Genomic DNA, 16969 nt, shown 5'->3' on the forward strand with positions numbered 1-16969 from the left:
ATAAAACAGAGCTCGAGGGCGAGCTGCTTATCCATTTTCCCGGCTTTCATCTGGTAATCCGTAGTACTAAGCAGCTTCAGAGCGTCCTGTAGGTACGAATGCGAAAATGCCGCCGCCGGCTTTTCAGCAAGCTGTACCGCATACGGATGGACTTTAATCGAACCGGCCATGCGTTTTCGCGAATAGCCCTGCTGCTTCAGGTTTTTTACATGATAAATAATACGGATCTGACGGGCAAGCAGAGCCAGAATCTTGATCGGCTCTTCTCCCTGCTTAAGCAGGTCGTAATATATGCGCAGCATCGTCTTTGCCTGGCCTTTGACTACGGCGTCCACCAGTTCAAACACGTTGTCCTCAAGCGAGCGCGGCACCAGTTTATCCACTGTTTCCATCATCACTTCCCCGCTCCCCGTATAAAGCTGCAGCTTTTTCGCTTCTTCGGCAAGCATCAGAAGGTCTTTCCCGGCAAGAACAATAAAACGGTCCATGACTTCGCGGCTCATTGTAAGCTGGTGGGCCTGATTAAACTGCTGCATCCATTTTTTCATCGTCTCTTCTCCGGCGGCGGCTGCTTCTAGTACCACAGCCTGTTTTTTAATTTCCTTAACTACCTTTTTCCGGGCGTCGAGCTTTTCATAAGGCGCGGACAGTATTAACACAGTAGTAGGATTCGGCTTCCTGGCATATGTTTCAAGCGCTTCGATTTTATGCTCCACCTTCTCTTTCTCTTTTGCCCCCGTTAAAAAGTAGCAGTTTTTAAGCACGATCACCCGCCGCTCTCCGAAAAAAGGGAGAGTTTCCGCCTCCTCTACAGCAATTTCCACCGGTGTCTCACGCATGTCGAATGTAGACAGATTGAATTCTCTCTCCTCTTCCGCCAGTGCTTTTCCAATAATTTTCTGCTGAATATCCTGAATCATATAGCCTTCTTCACCCTGCAAAAGGTAAAACGGCTGTACGTCCTCCTGCTGTATCTGCTTTTCCATCGTTATATAATCCATCTGCTCACACTTTCCGAACGTATTCTCTTTCTATTTTATCTTATTTTCTTTTTTATTCCTACGAGAAACCCTGACTTAATTGCACACCGGAAGCATTTCCTCTCTTGCCGTAAGTATACCAGGCGTCTCCCGGGAAGAAGTGATGAACTGGACAGCTCCCTGAAGATCCGTACGCCATATATTTACGCCCGCTTTTTCAAGTATTTCGAGAGGTTCCGGATGAGGGTGGCCAAAACGGTTGCAGTAGCCTGCTGATATAACCGCATGCTCCGGCTGAACCGCTGCCACAAAATCTTTGGCCGTGGATGTTCTGCTGCCGTGATGACCCGTTTTTAAAACGTCCACCTGCAGCCCAGGATAAGCCTGCACTATCTGTTTTTCCTGTTCGGTGGAAACGTCCCCGGTCAGCAGCCAGCGCTTTCCGCCAAGCTCAAAATACAACACAACAGAACGATCGTTTTTATCCTCCGATTCACCCCCGGGATGCAGAACATAAAAAGGCGTATTCCCAATATGGTGACTTTCCCCGCCTTCGACGATCCTAATATCTGTATGTTTGTCAAACGCTGCCAAAAGCTCCCGTTCCCCGGGCTCATACTGGGCGCTTCTGCCATACCATAGTTCGTCTGTGGGCACATGCTCCACCACGTATTTCAGGCCGCCCACGTGGTCAGCGTCCCCGTGCGTCGCAACTACCGTGTCCAATTTGCGGATTCCCCGGTATTTTAAATATTCAGCAACGACGGCCTCACCGGGATCAAAGGGAGACTCCTGTTCCTTCCACTCTTCGTCGTTAAAGCTTACCCGTCCGCCCCCATCAACAACCATCACGCCCTGCCTGTAAGGCAGTTCAATGACTGTGCTGTCTCCCTGCCCGACGTCAAGGTAGGTCACTCTTCCCCGACCATCTGTATAAGGAGCCGTCCACTGCCAGACTGCTGCCGCGAGCATGACTGCTGCTGATAGAAACATAGCTGTCTTTCGCATGTTTTTGTTCCACGCTGTAATAAACACCATGCATCCTGCCGCATATACAACGATAAAAACAGGACCCGGCTTTCCGAGAAGTACTGTGGACCACGGCATACCGGCAAGATAGATAAAAAGTTCGTGCATCCAATCAATTGCTGAAAAAACCAAAGAAAAGATTTCGGGAGGAGAAGCAATAAAAAAGGAAAGAAGGTAATTCAAAAACAAAAAGGGGAGAACGAGGAATAGAAGAACCGGGGCGAACAAAAAATTAATCAGTACATTCCATAGAGAAAATTGATAGAAGTTCCATAGTATTACAGGTAGAGAAACAAGCATTGACGAACCGGCAACCCAGACCATATTCATCCATTTCCCGGCGGCTGCCATTCTTTTTCTGCACAGAAGCAGATGGGCGCTTAATAAAAAGGAGAGCTGAAAACCGATGTGAAAAAGATAGCCCGGACTGAGAATGAGCATAACCCCCATCACCATCAAAAGAATAATTACCGGATCCATATGCCGCCCGCGGGGCCCCCATTTCTGCCAGCCGATAAAAAATCCTGCAGCAAGGGCCGCACGAAGCACCGAGGGAGCTACACCGGTCAGTACAGCATATACGGGCAAAAGGCAGAGAATCACCGTATAGGAGCGTTCCTTCGTCACCCCGATTCGCTTCAGCAGAAAAAATACAGCCCCACTAATAATGGCAACATGCATGCCGGAAACGACGAGCACGTGCACGAGACCAAGCGAGCGGTATGCTTCCTCCACCTCGCCGGCCATTGACGCACGGTCCCCAAACAGCAGAGAGCCCGCCAGACCAGCGGCCTGTTGCGGAAAGAACCTTTCAATACGCTGCATCTGCTGGGCCCGGATCCGCTGGAGGGTGTCAACGGCTCCCGTTGAGCGTGCAAAGCATTCAACGTTCTGACTATTATCCACCGTAAACAGCCAATGTATTTTTTCCCAGTACAGATAAGTCTCGTAGCTGAATCCGCCGGGATTACCAGCGGTCGACGGTGCCTTCATTTCCCCGTTCCACCGGCACTGTTCTCCCGGAAGAAGACTTTTGCTTTGCTGTATTTCTTCTTCAGTGTCAAACCACCATGTAACCGGTATGAACTCCCCCGTATCCGTACGAAGTTCAAAACGGGCCCTTCCGCCGTCATACGTTAGAGGCGAGGCTACGGTACCAGTAATTTCTGATTCGGTGCCGTTAAAAAATGAATCGTTGTGTTCCACCCAGTACCAGGAGCTTCCGGCAAAGATCAGTGTTAATACTGCACCGGCAGCAAATACCCGAAAGCGCCGCAATATGATAAAACCGGCGCCGAAGCAAAGCCAAATAATCCCCCACATCCAGAAATCTCCACGGAGCAGCATTCCGACTGGGGCTGTCATAGATATAAGTATCCATAGGACGGGGATCGTGTTCACCCCCAAATGTTAAATATTAAGATAGGAAAAAGAAAAAGAAAGGGCCTGCCCAGCGAGGCAGGCTTTGTCGTTCGTGGTTTATTTCTGGCTTTCCTGGAGGGCTTCTTCTAAATCGCGAAGAATGTCGTCTATATGTTCGATGCCAACGGAAACCCGGATAAGGTCTGCCGATACCCCTGCCGCACGCTGATCTTCCTCAGAGAGCTGCTGATGCGTGGTGCTTGCCGGATGAATAACTAACGACTTTGCGTCTCCGACATTCGCTACGTGCGAATGCAGATTGCAGGCTTCGATAAATTTTTTCCCTTCGGCGAGACCACCTTTGATGCCAAAGGTCAGGATGGCCCCTTTTCCTTTCGGCAGATACTTTTCCGCTGTAGCATGCGTCTCATGTGAAGAAAGTCCGGGGTAGTTCACCCAGTCCACCAGCTCATGCTGCTCCAGAAATGACGCTGTCTTTTCGGCGTTTTCACAGTGACGCTCCATTCGCAGATGAAGCGTTTCAAGCCCCTGGAGAAGCAAAAATGAGTTCATTGGAGAAATAGCTGGTCCTAAATCACGCAGCAGCTGCACACGTGCCTTTAAAATATAGGCCATTTCTCCAACCGCTTCGGTAAATACGACACCGTGATAACTCGGGTCCGGCTCTGTAAGCCCTGGGAATTTGCCATTATCCCAGTTGAATTTTCCGCTGTCCACAATCACGCCGCCAATCGTCGTGCCATGTCCGCCGATAAATTTTGTTGCCGAATGTACGACGATATCCGCGCCGTGGTCAATGGGCCGGCACAGAATAGGCGTAACTGTCGTAGCGTCCACTATTAAAGGCAGCCCGTTATCGTGAGCCACCCCGGCAATTTTTTCGATATCAAGTACATTGCCATTGGGATTTCCAATAATTTCGCTGAATATTAATTTTGTATTTTCATTTATCTTTTCCTCGTACGCCCGCGGGTCCGTACCATCCACCAGATGAACCTGGATACCCATTTTCGGAAGCGTATGCATAAACATGTTGTACGTGCCGCCGTACAAGCCGCTCGAAGCGACAATTTCATCTCCGGCGCTGCAAATATTCAATACGGCAATATGAATAGCGGAGCTGCCGCTTGCAGTAGCAAGCGCACCGATACCTCCATCCAACGCAGCCATTCGTTTTTCAAAAACATCGGAGGTCGGGTTCATGATTCGGGTGTAAATGTTCCCAAATTCCTGAAGGCCAAATAAATCAGCGGCATGGTCGGTATCATTAAACTCATAGGATGTTGTCTGGTAAATAGGCACCGCTCTTGCGTTAGTGGCCGGATCGGGAGTTTGGCCCGCATGCACAGAAAGTGTTTCAAGTTTCCAGTCTTTATGTTCTTCCACAGGAAAGCTCCTTTCTCTAAAAACAATAGTATTCCTTTCTTAACTTTATCAGACTATTTCGAAAAGTAAATATTAGAGAGAAATGTAATCCCGGAGCTGCTCCACTGTCTTTTCACCTATTCCGCTCACATTGGATAAGTCTTCTATCGTTTCAAAGGAACCGTTCTCTTCCCGGTAGCTTAAAATAGCTGCGGCTTTTGCCGGGCCAATTCCAGGTATAGTTTCTAAATCCACCTGCTCCGCCTCATTCACATTAACCACAGACCCTTCCTCACTGCTTTCTTCGAGCGGGCCAGTAACTGTTTCCTCCCCTTCCCCAGGTATATGAATAACCATCTCATCCTCTACTCTTTCTGCAAGATTCACCTGAAGCATATCCGCTTTGTCCGTAATTCCGCCCGCCTTCTGGATCGCTTCTTCGACTCTCTCATCTGACTGAAGTTTATAAACGCCCGGGGCATGCACTTCCCCTTTCACATCGACCTGGACCACTCCACCGGGTTCTTCAGCTTCCTGCTCAGAACCACTTCCGGAGGCCTCTTCCTGCACTGTTTCGTCCGATTGATTTTCCCATGGAACAGATTCCTGCTTTTCCGCCTGTTTCCCGGGTAGTCCGCTCCAAAATAATAGAAACATAATTCCAAGGCACACGGCTCCGCCGGCGCTGACTGCAATTAATTTCCAACGGCTCGTCAAAGAAAGCATCAACTCCAGATTCTTTTATTTGTTTAATTAGTAAAGGGAAAATTCAGGAGGGGAAGGGAGCAGGGCCCCCGTATAAAAGAGGAGAGTGTTCACTTCTATATATTACAATATTTTACACTATTTGTCTGTTTTTTTCGCCAAAAAGAATATGCGCTCGCTTTCTTCATCCGGAAAATCCGCTGTGAAGTCAGCTGTGATACGGACAGTCGAAAAACCCGCTTCCTCGAGCCACTCTTTGTATTCATTAACGGCAAATGTACGCTGTACATGATCTTCATCAAACCGGCTGTAGGTGCCATCTGCATTTTTCGAAAAAATAGTCAGCTCATGCTCAACCTCCCAGATTTGTTCTGAAGGATACACATCCCATATAAAAGAAATCTCTTCATCATTGTCCGCAAAGGAAACCTCAGACAAAATATCCTCTATGTAGTGAATGGAATGAACGTCGAACATAAAGGCACCACCAGCTTCAAGATGATTATACACACCGGCAAAGGTAGCTTTAACATCCTCCGGCTTTGTTAAATAGTTCAGGGAATCACAAAAACAAAAAATGAGCTGGTACGTATCCGGCGCGTCCAAAAACCTCATATCCTGATGGAACAATACAGGTCTTTCCCGTGAAGCACTCCATTTCTGCGCTGCCACTGCAAGCATGTCTGCTGAAAGATCCATGCCGTCAGCATGAAATCCTTCGTTATAGAGACGTTTCATGATCTCTCCGGTTCCGCATCCAAGTTCAAGCATTTTGGGATTATTGGCCGGGACTTCTTTTATGACGGTTTCTTTCCAGGCGTCATACGGAGCTTCAGCCATCAGCCGGTCATACACTTCGGCAAAGCCGTTATACATTGAGTGGGCCATGCTGCACTTCCCTTCATTTTAAATTAGAAAAAAGGCCTGATTTTTCAGGCCTTTCTGGCTTACATTGTTACTGGGAAAGCACCGTTTCGAGTTCCACGTATGCGGCATCTCCCCATAATTTTTCAAGGTTGTAATAATTTCTTTCGTCTTCATGAAAAATGTGTACAACGACATCCCCGAGATCGATCAGCACCCATTTGGCTTCGTTATAGCCTTCAAGCCTCTGTACGTCGAGACCCTGCTTGTGCGCAGCCTTTTTCAATTCTGTGGCAATCGCCTGCACCTGCTTTTCAGAAGTGCCGTGCCCGATAACAAAATAATCTGCAATCGGTGAAACCCCTCTCATATCAAGTGCTACGATATCGTGTGCATTTTTGCTGTCAGCAGTTTGTACCGCTAATTCAAGCAGTTCCTTTTCGTTCATCTACAGGCCTCCATTATTTGTGCTCCATCACCAGATCGTTGTAAGCGGCAAGCGTATCTGGAAATACAGGAACATTTTTTGAAATTAAAAATTGAATCGTGTTTCCAAGAGCCATGATGATGGCAGCGTCTATATCTGATTCTGCCGCCTCCCGGACTTTTTCCACTCCAGGAAATGTGCGGTTTGGCTCTATATAATCCGCTAAAAACAGCACCTTTTCATAAGCTGTCATATTGGGCTTTCCGGTCGTATGCCAGTAAATAGAAGAAACAATATCCGCGTCTGCAATCCCGGCTTCTGTCTGAATGAAATAAGCACCGGCCGGGGCATGAAGCAATTCGTCCCCGTAGGCGATAAACCTGCCGGCTTCTTCTTTTCCACGGAGCAGTTCACGCATTTCTTCGACAGGACGGTATTTAGCATAGTCATGCAAAATAGCTGCTATCTCTACTTTATTATAATCGATATCAAACCGTTCTGCCAAATATAAAGCGGTCTCCCGGACACCGAGTGTGTGCTTGTATCTGTTTTCCGTCAACTGTTTTTTAACGATTTGAAGAGCTTCATTTTTGTCCATACAGTTTTTTCCTCTCAATCTCTTTTAATACATTACCCGGCACAATATAGCGGACGGTTTCGCCGTCCCTGAGCCGGCGGCGTATCATCGAAGAAGAAACGTGCATCACAGGAGCTTCCACCTGGGTCAGCCATGAAGGCTTGCGGCCGTTGTAGCCGGGCCGGTTTACAAATACAAATTCAACCAGCCTGCGAAGCTTTTCAATATCCTTCCATTTATCCATCTGGTCTGCCATATCGCCGCCGATCAAAAAGAAGAACTCCGTTTCGGGCGCCTGCTGCTTAAAATAGCGTACTGTATCAATTGTATACGAAGGTCCGCCACGTTCGATCTCCACGGAGGACGTTCGAAATCCGGGATTATCCTCAATCGCTGCTTCTACAAGCCTTAGACGTTCTTCCCCGGAAATCATTTTCTCCCTCTGCTTATGTGGCGGTGTGTGGACTGGGATAAACCAGACTTCATCCAGATTTAATGCATTTTTTGCCTCTTCCGCCATAATCAGATGAGCTAAATGCGGCGGATCAAATGTGCCTCCGAACAGGCCGATACGTTCATTCATAATAGCTTCTCCTTGTTTACTTTGGAAGTTCAATCCCAGGATTGTCTTTCGATCTCCGGTACAATACGATCGTATTTCCGATTACCTGTACAACTTCAGAGCCAGTACCTTCAGCAAGCTCAGACGCCACTTCATGCTTGTCTTCCATGCAGTTCTGCAGAAGGTTCACCTTCAGAATTTCCCTTTTTTCAATCGCTTCATCTACGTGTGTAATAATTTGTTCATTCATACCTTCTTTTCCAATTTGGAAAAGTGGCTTTAACGAATGTGCTTCTCTTCGCAAAGTACGCTTTTGTTTATTATTAAGCATTGTTTTCTCCTTTTAGATGGTCTTCGACAAGTGCCTGCATTGCTTTACGGTCCGGTTCCGTCCCCGTCCAGTACTTGAACGCAAGCGCTCCCTGATTAACAAACATTCCACTTCCATTCAATGTGTCGACCCCTGCCTGCCGGGCATCCTTTAACCACCTGGTTTCCCAAGGGTTATAGATAAGGTCACTGCATAATGCAGAAGCTTTTACATTTTTGAGGCTCCAGGGGGAATTGTTTATCTCAGGGCTCATCCCAATCGAAGTAGTGTTAATTAGTATGTCGTACTCATGGTTCCTGCTTTCCGCTTCCTCTTTAGCCGCTACTTTGATAGCTGCTATATCTTCCAGATGTTTTTTCAGCTGTTCTGCTTTTTCCTGCGTGCGGTTCACAATAGTAATGCTCTCAGGGCCCCGCAGGCTTAACGCGTAGCATACGGCCCGCGCTGCCCCGCCCGCTCCAATCACAAGAATGTTTGCATTTTTGATTTGATCCAATGAACGTACAGCCAGTAAAGATTCCAGATAGCCTTCCCCGTCCGTATTATATCCGACAAGCGCATCATTTTCTCTTACGACCGTATTCACCGCGCCGATTCTTTCGGCTGAGGGGTCAAGCTTATCGATATAGTCCATCACCCGTACTTTGTGGGGAATGGTAATGTTGAAGCCGGCAGCCCCTAGCTGCCGAAGCGCCTGTACACCCTTTTGCAGCTCTTCTTCCGGCATATCGAACAAATGGTAGTACCCGTCTATGCTTAGTTTTCCGAATTGCTCATTATGCATTTGCGGCGACAGCGAATGACCGAGCGGATGGCCGATTAAGCCAAGCAGCGTTTTTGGCAATTAAATCACCGCCTCCCGTTTTGATACTCCTGTACCAACCGGCACGTAAATATCCACGGAAGCACGGGCGTTTGTTACCGTAATCCATCCGAGGCCCTGCACAACAATATCTGTTTTTTCCTCTTTAATTTCAATTCGGTGCTTCGTTAATTCCGGCGCATCTTCCACACTGTACGGAGGCTTTAATACGTCTCCGACCCTGTCCGGGTGGAGGCGGTCAGCGTTATCCTGCTTGGTGCGGTGCACCGGAAGCCGGTTAGACATAAACACAACAAATGAATTAGGATCGCCTTCAACAAAATCCATGCGCACGTAACCGCCGATAAATATCGTCTGTCCGCTTTCAAGCTGGTACACTTTCGGCTTTAATTCCTTTTCAGGAATAAACTCTTTCCGTTCCTTAAGACTCCGTGTGCGCCCGAACTGCTTATCGTTGATAAGTCCGGGAGTATCGTAAAGACTCGCCTGTTCATCTAAAGGGACTTCAATCATGTCAAGCGTCGTTCCCGGAAAATGAGAAGTAGTAATGTCCTGTTCTTCATTTTCGCCGAATTCAGCAATCAGTGCATTAATAAATGTAGATTTACCAACGTTAGTGCACCCGGTGACGTACACGTCTCTGCCATTTCTTAGCTCTTCAATGCTTGAAGCAGCTTTTTTAATCCCGTGTTTATTTTTGGCACTCAGCAAAACAACGTCTTTTGGCTTTAATCCCTGCTGCTTTGCCTGACGGCGAATCCAGTGGAGAAGCTTATTTTCATTTAAAGAGTGCGGGAGCAGATCTGTTTTGTTCACCATCAAAAGCACCGGGTTATCACCGACATATCTTTGAAATCCCGGAATCCAGCTGCCTTCAAAATCAAACACATCAACAATTTTTACAATAAGTGCTTTTTTTCTGCCGAGCTCATGCAGCTTATCACGGAAATCCTGATCTTCCATGTCCACGTCCTGAACTTCATTATAATGCTTCAAACGAAAACAACGCTGGCAGATCACTGTCGCTCTGTCTACTAGCGCTGATGTCGGGACGTACCCGGCTTTATTTTTATCCTCATTTTGAATAGGCGCCCCACATCCGGTGCAGTACAGCTCTTCGGTCATTGTGTATCCTCCCATTGAATTAGTCCTCTGTCTTTTAACCGCTTCATTAACCGGCGTTCTATCTTCCGGTTAATTTTTGTCAGAAAGCCATCGCTTTGGGCTACAGGCACAACTAACACCGTGTAAAATCCGGCCCGGTTTCCTCCGAATACATCCGTCAGAACCTGGTCACCGACTACAACCACTTCACGCTTTTTAAGTCCCATCCGTCTGGTCGCTTTTCGAAACGCCCTGCCCATCGGTTTTTTAGCCGAATGAATGAAATGGATACCGTTTGGCTCTGAAAACGAGCGCACACGGTGCTCCGAGTTGTTGGAAACAATAGTTACCTGAAAACCCTGCTCCTGTAAAAAGAAAAACCAATCATCAAGCTCGTTTGTTATATCCGGCCGGTCCCATTCTACCAGAGTATTATCCAAATCAGTGATAATACCTTTAATATTGTTTTCACGCAGGTGTTCTAAATCGAGATCTAAAACACTCGGCAAGTATTCATTCGGCATAAATCGCTTAATCAAAATCCCGTCCCCCTTCAAGCAGGCCCGCTTTAACTTCCGGCCTGCAGCTCACTGTAATATAAAACGCACTTATTTCTTCTATTTTAACAAACCCTTATTCAAATATCGCAATAACCTGGCGTTGTTTTCCGTCATAAGCCGTACAAACAGCAAGTATAAACGTCAGAAGCTTTTTTTTCAATTTTCTTTAGAGACGTCATGCAATATTGAAAAAAAATTGTGAAAAGCGCCCCCGTCTCTTCCTATATATGTGTTTGAAATGATTGCTGTTTCCGGGATTCGCTTCTAATGCAAGGCGTTTAGATATACGCTATAATGTGAAAAGAATTCAGTGGCGACCGAAACTAACAAGGAGGTTCTTCATGTTTACTATTTTACACCTTGCCATCATTGTACCGTTTCTGGCTGCTGTGCTGGTGCCTCTTCTGTATAAATTTATTCCGCGTATCCATACAGGATGGTTCGTACTTATTGTTCCTATTATTCTTTTCAGCTACTTTTTGAGCTACCTTCCGGACGTTTCCGGCACGGGCTCCGTCATGAAAACATTCGAATGGATCCCTTCCCTGGGCATTAATTATATTGCCTATGTGGACGGTCTCGGCCTTTTATTTGCCCTGCTGATTACAGGGATCGGGGCTCTCGTAGTTCTGTACTCCATCTATTACCTGGACAAGCATAAGGAGCAGTTAAATAATTTTTATACATATTTGATGCTTTTTATGGGGGCCATGCTGGGCCTGACGTTGTCAGATAATTTAATCGTTTTATATACTTTCTGGGAAATTACGAGCATTTCATCATTTCTGCTGATTTCTTATTGGTATACAAAAGAAAAATCCCGCTACGGGGCATTGAAATCACTGCTTATCACCGTTATGGGCGGATTTGCCCTTTTAGTTGGTTTTGTGCTGATCGCTTCTGTAACCGGCACCTACAGCATTCGCGGCATCCTGGAAGCTTCGGATCAGCTCGCCGACAGTCCGCTGTTTTTGCCGGCAATGCTTTTGATTCTGCTTGGGGCATTTACAAAGTCGGCCCAGTTTCCGTTTCACATCTGGCTGCCGGACGCAATGGAGGCACCGACGCCGGTCAGTGCCTACCTGCACTCCGCGACAATGGTTAAAGCGGGCATTTATTTAGTCGCCCGCATGACCCCCCTGTTTGCGGTCAGTGCCTATTGGTTCTGGCTTGTCACTGGCTTCGGGCTTCTTACTCTCATATGGGGATCCCTTTCTGCAATACGACAGACCGATTTAAAAGGCATTCTCGCGTACTCCACGGTCAGTCAGCTCGGAATGATTTTGTCGATGCTCGGCGCCGGGGCTGCAGCGCTTCACTATGACAGTATCGACAACAACGCCTACACGATTGCAGTGGCAGCTGCCATTTTTCACTTAATTAACCATGCCACCTACAAAGGCAGCCTGTTTATGATGGTAGGTATCATCGATCACGAAACAGGCACACGGGACATCCGCCGGCTTGGCGGTCTCATGACATTAATGCCGATTTCCTTTACCATTGCCGTCATCGGTGGATTTTCGATGGCTGGCCTGCCGCCATTCAACGGATTTTTAAGTAAAGAAATGTTTTTCATGTCCATGGTTGAAATTACTCACTTCCCGCAGTACAGCGCAGATTCCATTGGTATTCTGCTTCCAATCGTCGCCTGGGCAGCGAGTATTTTCACTTTTGTTTACTCCATGATGATTATTTTCCGGACCTTTACCGGGAAGCTTCAGAAGGAAAAGCTTCCAACCAAACCACATGAAGCTCCGCTTGGCATGCTTTTGTCTCCCATCATTCTCGTAGCTCTTGTGTTGTTTATCGGCTTTTTCCCGAACACACTCGTGCCAACGATTATCGAACCGGCAATGGCGTCTATTATGCCTGAGCTTGCCCAGACAGGATCGTTTGGGGTGGACATTTACTTCTGGCACGGCTTTTCCCTTGAACTGTTTATGACTATCGGAGTTGTCCTGCTTGGTACGGCCATATTCCTGGCGCTGCAAAAATGGAATAAAATGCACGCCATCTTTCCGGAAAACCGTCTGTTTAATCAGGCGTACAACCGTTCTCTTGAAGGGCTTGACCGCTCTTCTCACGCCTTAATGTCCTGGCATATGACCGGGCTCGTGAGAGATTACTTTATATATATTTTCTCTTTCACCGTAGTACTGCTCCTTTTCTCACTTTTCGGTACTGGAGCATTTACTATCGATTTCGAAAATATGGTTTCGGTTAGTCCTTATGAAGCCGTTCTCTCTCTGGTACTGGTAGGGTCTTCCCTTATTCTTATGTTTACCCGGTCCCGGTTGAAGGCGGTCATTTCTCTGGGCGTGCTCGGCTACACGGTGGCATTGTTCTTCGTATTATTCCGGGCACCGGATCTGGCATTAACGCAGCTGACGATTGAGACCGTTTCGGTGACGTTATTTTTACTTTGTTTCTATCATTTCCCTCAAATCTTCGATGCTCTGAAAGAAACGAAATTTCATGCAGTCAACTTTGTTATCTCAGCTGCAGTCGGACTCACTGTTACATTAATCGGCCTTTCCGCCAGCGGCACCAGACTGTTTCCGGCAATATCTGATTACTTTTTGGAAAACAGCTACAAAGAAGCAGGCGGCAATAACGTCGTAAACGTTATCCTAGTGGATTTCCGGGGATTTGATACCCTGCTTGAGATTCTCGTATTAGCTATCGCCTCCCTCGGAGTTTACTCCTTAATTAAATTACGGCTGGCAGGAGGTGAGAATAAATGAAGTACAACGACATCATTTTGCAGACAGTAACGAAATTCATTTCATTTCTCATCTTTCTGTTTGCAGTCTATATCTTTTTCAACGGCCACCAGGAGCCCGGAGGCGGCTTTATCGGAGGACTGATGACAAGCGCTGCACTAGTTCTTCTGCTTCTCGCCTTCGATATGGAAACAATCCGCCGGGCCCTTCCGATTGATTACAAACTTATGACCGCCATCGGCCTTGTATTTGCTGTCGGTACCGGCGTAGGCTCGTTTTTCTTCTCGGTACCGTTTCTTTCACAAACCTTCGGTTATTTTCATTTTCCCGTACTGGGTGAACTGGAACTGACGACGACCCTCGCCTTCGACCTGGGTGTTTATCTGGTCGTTATTGGAACGGCTATGACTATTATTCAAACGATCGGAGAGGATAAATAGTGGAGATAATTATGTCTATCCTTGCCGGCTTCTTATTTACTGTCGGTTTGTATTTAATACTGACGAAAAACTTAATCCGCATTATTATTGGCAGCTCAGTTTTAAGCCACGGAGCCCATTTGCTGCTTTTGACCATGGCGGGGCTGAAGACTGGGGCCCCCCCACTGCTTGGTCTTGAAGCTGACACTTATGTAGACCCGCTTCCCCAGGCTCTTATACTGACAGCTATCGTTATCAGCTTTGGAGTAACGTCTTTTATTCTCGTTTTAGGATACCGTACGTACAAAGTGACCGGGGCGGCTGAGACTGACCAACTGAGAGGAACTGATACTGATGAGTAATTGGCTGATCCTTCCGGTCCTTATCCCTCTCATCGCAGGGATCGTAGCTTTGTTTTTTCCAAAGCATGTCACCGCCCAGCGTACCTGGGCATTTATTACGAGCCTGATTCTGATTGGCGTCAATATCTTTTTGCTTACGTACATATTGGCCAACGGAATCATGACTCTTGAACTCGGCGGCTGGGAAGCTCCGTTTGGCATTGTTCTGGTAGGAGATTCGTTAGCCGTGCTTTTAACGACGACTACGGCACTTGTGGCTCTGCCCATTATTTATTTCTCCTTCAGCACCATCGGAGTGGAGCGGGAAAAATATTATTACTACGCCTTTTTCCAGTTTTTAATCGCCGGAGTGTCCGGAGCTTTTCTGACTGGTGATATTTTCAACCTGTTTGTCTGTTTCGAGGTTCTTCTTTTAGCCTCCTACGCTTTAATCGGCCACGGCGGTACAAAAACACAGCTGAAGGAATCGTTTAACTACGTTATTGTAAACGTCGTTTCCTCCGCTTTTTTCGTTATTGGCGTGGCGTACCTTTACGCCGTCACAGGCACCCTGAACATGGCCCAGCTCAGCGAGCGGGTCAGTGAAGCAGGCTCTGAACCGATTATCACGGTTATTGCCATTTTGTTTTTAATCGTGTTTGGATTAAAAGGAGCGTTATTCCCTCTGTACTTCTGGCTGCCAGGATCATATTCAGTACCTCCAACAGCCATAGGGGCGATATTTGCTGCTCTTTTGACCAAGGTCGGCATCTACAGCATTTTTAGAACCTACTCTGTTATCTTTACTGAAGATACGGCCATTACACATACCATCCTTCTCGTCCTTTCAGCAGTAACGATGATTATTGGTGTTATCGGTGCAATTGCTTACAGAGATGTTAAATTGATTTTAGTATACAATGTTATTGTAGCTGTTGGGTTTATCCTCTTCGGTGTCGCTTCATTAAACAGCGATGCGTTTGTAGGGGCCATATACTACCTGCTGCACGATATCGTTATTAAAGCAGCACTCTTTCTGATTATTGGGGCACTGATTACTGCAGCCGGCACCAGTAAGCTTTCAGGTATGGGGGGAATTATTAAGCACCACCCGCTTCTCACCTGGATGTTTTTCATCTCTGCTCTCGCTCTTGCCGGCGTTCCTCCTCTTGGGGGCTTTCCCGGCAAGCTGATGCTTGTTGTCGGTGGTGCTGAAGCCGGTCATTATATTGTCGTAGCAGTTATGATGATTGCAAGTCTGCTTGTACTTTATTCTGTAATACGCATTTTCCTTCAGGGCTTTTTGGGAGAACCAATGCTTACCCACGCAGAACAGTACGGCAGTATTAAAGCACAGATGCCTCCAATCGTCTTTCTCGTAGCGCTGTCTGCATTCATGGGCTTTGGTGCCGAAATTATGTATCCTTTTGTGGAAAGTGCCGCAGAAACGCTGATCAATCCCCGTGCTTATGTTGAAGCTGTGTTAGGGGGGAATTCATAATGTCGTTTCAGATTATGATCAATATTGTTATGGCTCTGCTTTGGATGATTATTAATGATGCATGGTCGTTTGCATCCTTTATCAGCGGCTTTTTTCTTGGTCTTCTTGTCCTGTATTTCATGCGGGGCTTTTTCCGGGAGAGACTGTATTTCCACCGGGTCTATGCGGCCCTCGTGCTGATGCTTATCTTTTTTAAAGAATTAATTCTGTCCAGCTTCTCTGTCGCCCGGCAGATCCTGAGTCCTAAACTAAACATCAGTCCCGGGATCTTTGAAATGGAAACCACTCTGGAGCACGAATGGGAAATAACACTGCTGTCGCTTTTAATTACTCTTACGCCGGGAACGCTGGTAGTCGAAGTTGCTCCGGATAACCGTTCATTGTTTATCCATGCGATGGACCTGCAGAGTGTGGAAGCGGCTCAAGAGGAAATCCGCAATTCATTCGAAAAAGCGATTAGGGAGGTAAGCAGATAATGATATTAAATGCGATTTATATCACAGCAGCAACGCTCGTCACTATATCCATTCTGGTCACAATGTACCGGGTGTTTAAAGGGCCATCGATGCCGGATCGCGTTATTGCTCTCGACGTTATCGGCATTCAGTTGATTAGCCTAACAGCTCTCTTCTGCATTATTTTGAATACGACAGCGTTCATCGAAGTTATGCTGCTGCTTGCAATCCTGGCCTTCATCGGCACGGTAGCCTTCGCCAAATATATCGAAAAGGGTGTTGTCATTGAGCATGACCGAGATCGTTGACTGGATTGTAGCACTGCTCGCCCTTTTTGGAGCGGCCTTCAGCATCATAAGCGCTGTCGGTCTGACTCGCCTGCCGGATATCTTCACACGCTCTCACGCTGCCACAAAGGCGGCTACTTTAGGAGTGCTGTGCGTTGTTCTTGGTGCCTTTTTGTTTTTCATGGTACACACACAAACCTTCAGTCTCCGCTTCGTGCTGACCCTTGTATTTGTATTTGTGACGGCACCTGTGGGTGGCCACTTGATCGCAAGAGCAGCGTATAATTCCGGCGTTCCGCTGGCGGAGGGGAGCTCGCAAGATGCTCTCAGCCGTTCCAGGGAAAAGAACCGATCCTACCACGAAGAAAAAACCGATAATAACCATTAAGAAAAAACTGGACCTTTTATCTGGTCCAGTTTTTTTGATATTCAATCTTTTTCTCATAAATACTGGAATTCTTATCAAACCCTTGTTATGATAGGGTTTAAGAAAAAAACCAGAATAATGGAAGTATTTTTAAAATATATTT

The 16969-nt window shown here is 46.9% G+C and carries 19 protein-coding genes; 7 read left to right on the forward strand and 12 right to left on the reverse strand.

From position 1 onward, the window contains the following. The 12 genes from holA to ACTRXF_RS12110 form a co-directional block, all read right to left on the reverse strand. A partial coding sequence (gene holA, locus ACTRXF_RS12055) for a DNA polymerase III subunit delta (RefSeq protein ID WP_474279249.1) occupies window positions 1–986 on the reverse strand: 986 nt, incomplete at its 3' end. A gap of 90 nt (window positions 987–1076) precedes the next feature. Then, window positions 1077–3374 carry a DNA internalization-related competence protein ComEC/Rec2 gene (locus ACTRXF_RS12060; protein ID WP_474261764.1) on the reverse strand — a complete coding sequence of 766 codons (2298 nt, stop codon included), beginning with the start codon at window positions 3372–3374 and terminating at the stop codon, window positions 1077–1079. Window positions 3375–3488: 114 nt separating this feature from the next. Then, a complete protein-coding gene (locus ACTRXF_RS12065; RefSeq protein ID WP_474261763.1) occupies window positions 3489–4778 on the reverse strand; it encodes a homocysteine synthase in 1290 nt (429 codons plus the stop codon). 72 nt (window positions 4779–4850) lie between these two features. Then, window positions 4851–5474, reverse strand: coding sequence for a helix-hairpin-helix domain-containing protein (locus ACTRXF_RS12070; RefSeq protein WP_474261762.1), 624 nt, complete (start codon window positions 5472–5474; stop codon window positions 4851–4853). Window positions 5475–5600: 126 nt separating this feature from the next. Continuing rightward, a complete protein-coding gene (locus ACTRXF_RS12075; RefSeq protein ID WP_474261761.1) occupies window positions 5601–6350 on the reverse strand; it encodes a class I SAM-dependent DNA methyltransferase in 750 nt (249 codons plus the stop codon). Window positions 6351–6417: 67 nt separating this feature from the next. Continuing rightward, on the reverse strand, window positions 6418–6774 hold the full coding sequence (gene rsfS / locus ACTRXF_RS12080) for a ribosome silencing factor (protein ID WP_474261760.1): 357 nt from the start codon (window positions 6772–6774) through the stop codon (window positions 6418–6420). Window positions 6775–6787: 13 nt separating this feature from the next. Continuing rightward, window positions 6788–7351, reverse strand: coding sequence for a bis(5'-nucleosyl)-tetraphosphatase (symmetrical) YqeK (yqeK, locus tag ACTRXF_RS12085; RefSeq protein WP_474261759.1), 564 nt, complete (start codon window positions 7349–7351; stop codon window positions 6788–6790). Beyond that, a complete protein-coding gene (locus tag ACTRXF_RS12090) occupies window positions 7338–7913 on the reverse strand; it encodes a nicotinate-nucleotide adenylyltransferase (RefSeq protein ID WP_474261758.1) in 576 nt (191 codons plus the stop codon). Before ACTRXF_RS12090 ends, yqeK begins: the two co-directional genes overlap by 14 nt. A 16-nt stretch (window positions 7914–7929) precedes the next feature. Then, window positions 7930–8223, reverse strand: coding sequence for a ribosome assembly RNA-binding protein YhbY (yhbY, locus tag ACTRXF_RS12095; RefSeq protein ID WP_322525738.1), 294 nt, complete (start codon window positions 8221–8223; stop codon window positions 7930–7932). Next, complete coding sequence (aroE, locus tag ACTRXF_RS12100; RefSeq protein ID WP_474261757.1) at window positions 8216–9067, reverse strand: shikimate dehydrogenase; 852 nt, start codon at window positions 9065–9067, stop codon at window positions 8216–8218. The genes yhbY and aroE overlap by 8 nt, the downstream gene beginning before the upstream one ends. Beyond that, window positions 9068–10171: a ribosome biogenesis GTPase YqeH gene (gene yqeH, locus ACTRXF_RS12105; protein WP_474279251.1), complete on the reverse strand. Its 1104-nt coding sequence runs from the start codon at window positions 10169–10171 to the stop codon at window positions 9068–9070. Beyond that, window positions 10168–10686: a YqeG family HAD IIIA-type phosphatase gene (locus ACTRXF_RS12110; RefSeq protein ID WP_474279334.1), complete on the reverse strand. Its 519-nt coding sequence runs from the start codon at window positions 10684–10686 to the stop codon at window positions 10168–10170. The genes yqeH and ACTRXF_RS12110 overlap by 4 nt, the downstream gene beginning before the upstream one ends. Before the next feature lie 365 nt (window positions 10687–11051). On the opposite strand from ACTRXF_RS12110, the gene ACTRXF_RS12115 reads away from it, so the two are divergent. The 7 genes from ACTRXF_RS12115 (at window position 11052) to mnhG (ending at window position 16827) form a co-directional block, all read left to right on the forward strand. Beyond that, complete coding sequence (locus ACTRXF_RS12115) at window positions 11052–13457, forward strand: Na+/H+ antiporter subunit A (protein WP_474279253.1); 2406 nt, start codon at window positions 11052–11054, stop codon at window positions 13455–13457. Then, entirely contained in the window at window positions 13454–13876 is a 423-nt protein-coding gene (locus tag ACTRXF_RS12120; protein WP_474261754.1) for a Na(+)/H(+) antiporter subunit B, read from the forward strand. Before ACTRXF_RS12115 ends, ACTRXF_RS12120 begins: the two co-directional genes overlap by 4 nt. Beyond that, window positions 13876–14217: a Na(+)/H(+) antiporter subunit C gene (locus ACTRXF_RS12125; protein ID WP_022793834.1), complete on the forward strand. Its 342-nt coding sequence runs from the start codon at window positions 13876–13878 to the stop codon at window positions 14215–14217. Before ACTRXF_RS12120 ends, ACTRXF_RS12125 begins: the two co-directional genes overlap by 1 nt. Further along, the gene (locus tag ACTRXF_RS12130; protein ID WP_474261753.1) at window positions 14210–15697 is read left to right on the forward strand and encodes a Na+/H+ antiporter subunit D; all 1488 of its coding nucleotides are present in this window, start codon (window positions 14210–14212) and stop codon (window positions 15695–15697) included. The genes ACTRXF_RS12125 and ACTRXF_RS12130 overlap by 8 nt, the downstream gene beginning before the upstream one ends. Continuing rightward, window positions 15697–16173 carry a Na+/H+ antiporter subunit E gene (locus ACTRXF_RS12135; protein ID WP_474261752.1) on the forward strand — a complete coding sequence of 159 codons (477 nt, stop codon included), beginning with the start codon at window positions 15697–15699 and terminating at the stop codon, window positions 16171–16173. The genes ACTRXF_RS12130 and ACTRXF_RS12135 overlap by 1 nt, the downstream gene beginning before the upstream one ends. Window positions 16174–16235: 62 nt before the next feature. Continuing rightward, a complete protein-coding gene (locus ACTRXF_RS12140; protein ID WP_474261874.1) occupies window positions 16236–16460 on the forward strand; it encodes a Na(+)/H(+) antiporter subunit F1 in 225 nt (74 codons plus the stop codon). Further along, entirely contained in the window at window positions 16444–16827 is a 384-nt protein-coding gene (gene mnhG / locus ACTRXF_RS12145; RefSeq protein ID WP_474279255.1) for a monovalent cation/H(+) antiporter subunit G, read from the forward strand. Before ACTRXF_RS12140 ends, mnhG begins: the two co-directional genes overlap by 17 nt. Window positions 16828–16969: the final 142 nt, after the last annotated feature.

It is taken from the genome of Marinococcus sp. LNHM3E3-2.2 (assembly GCF_056034385.1).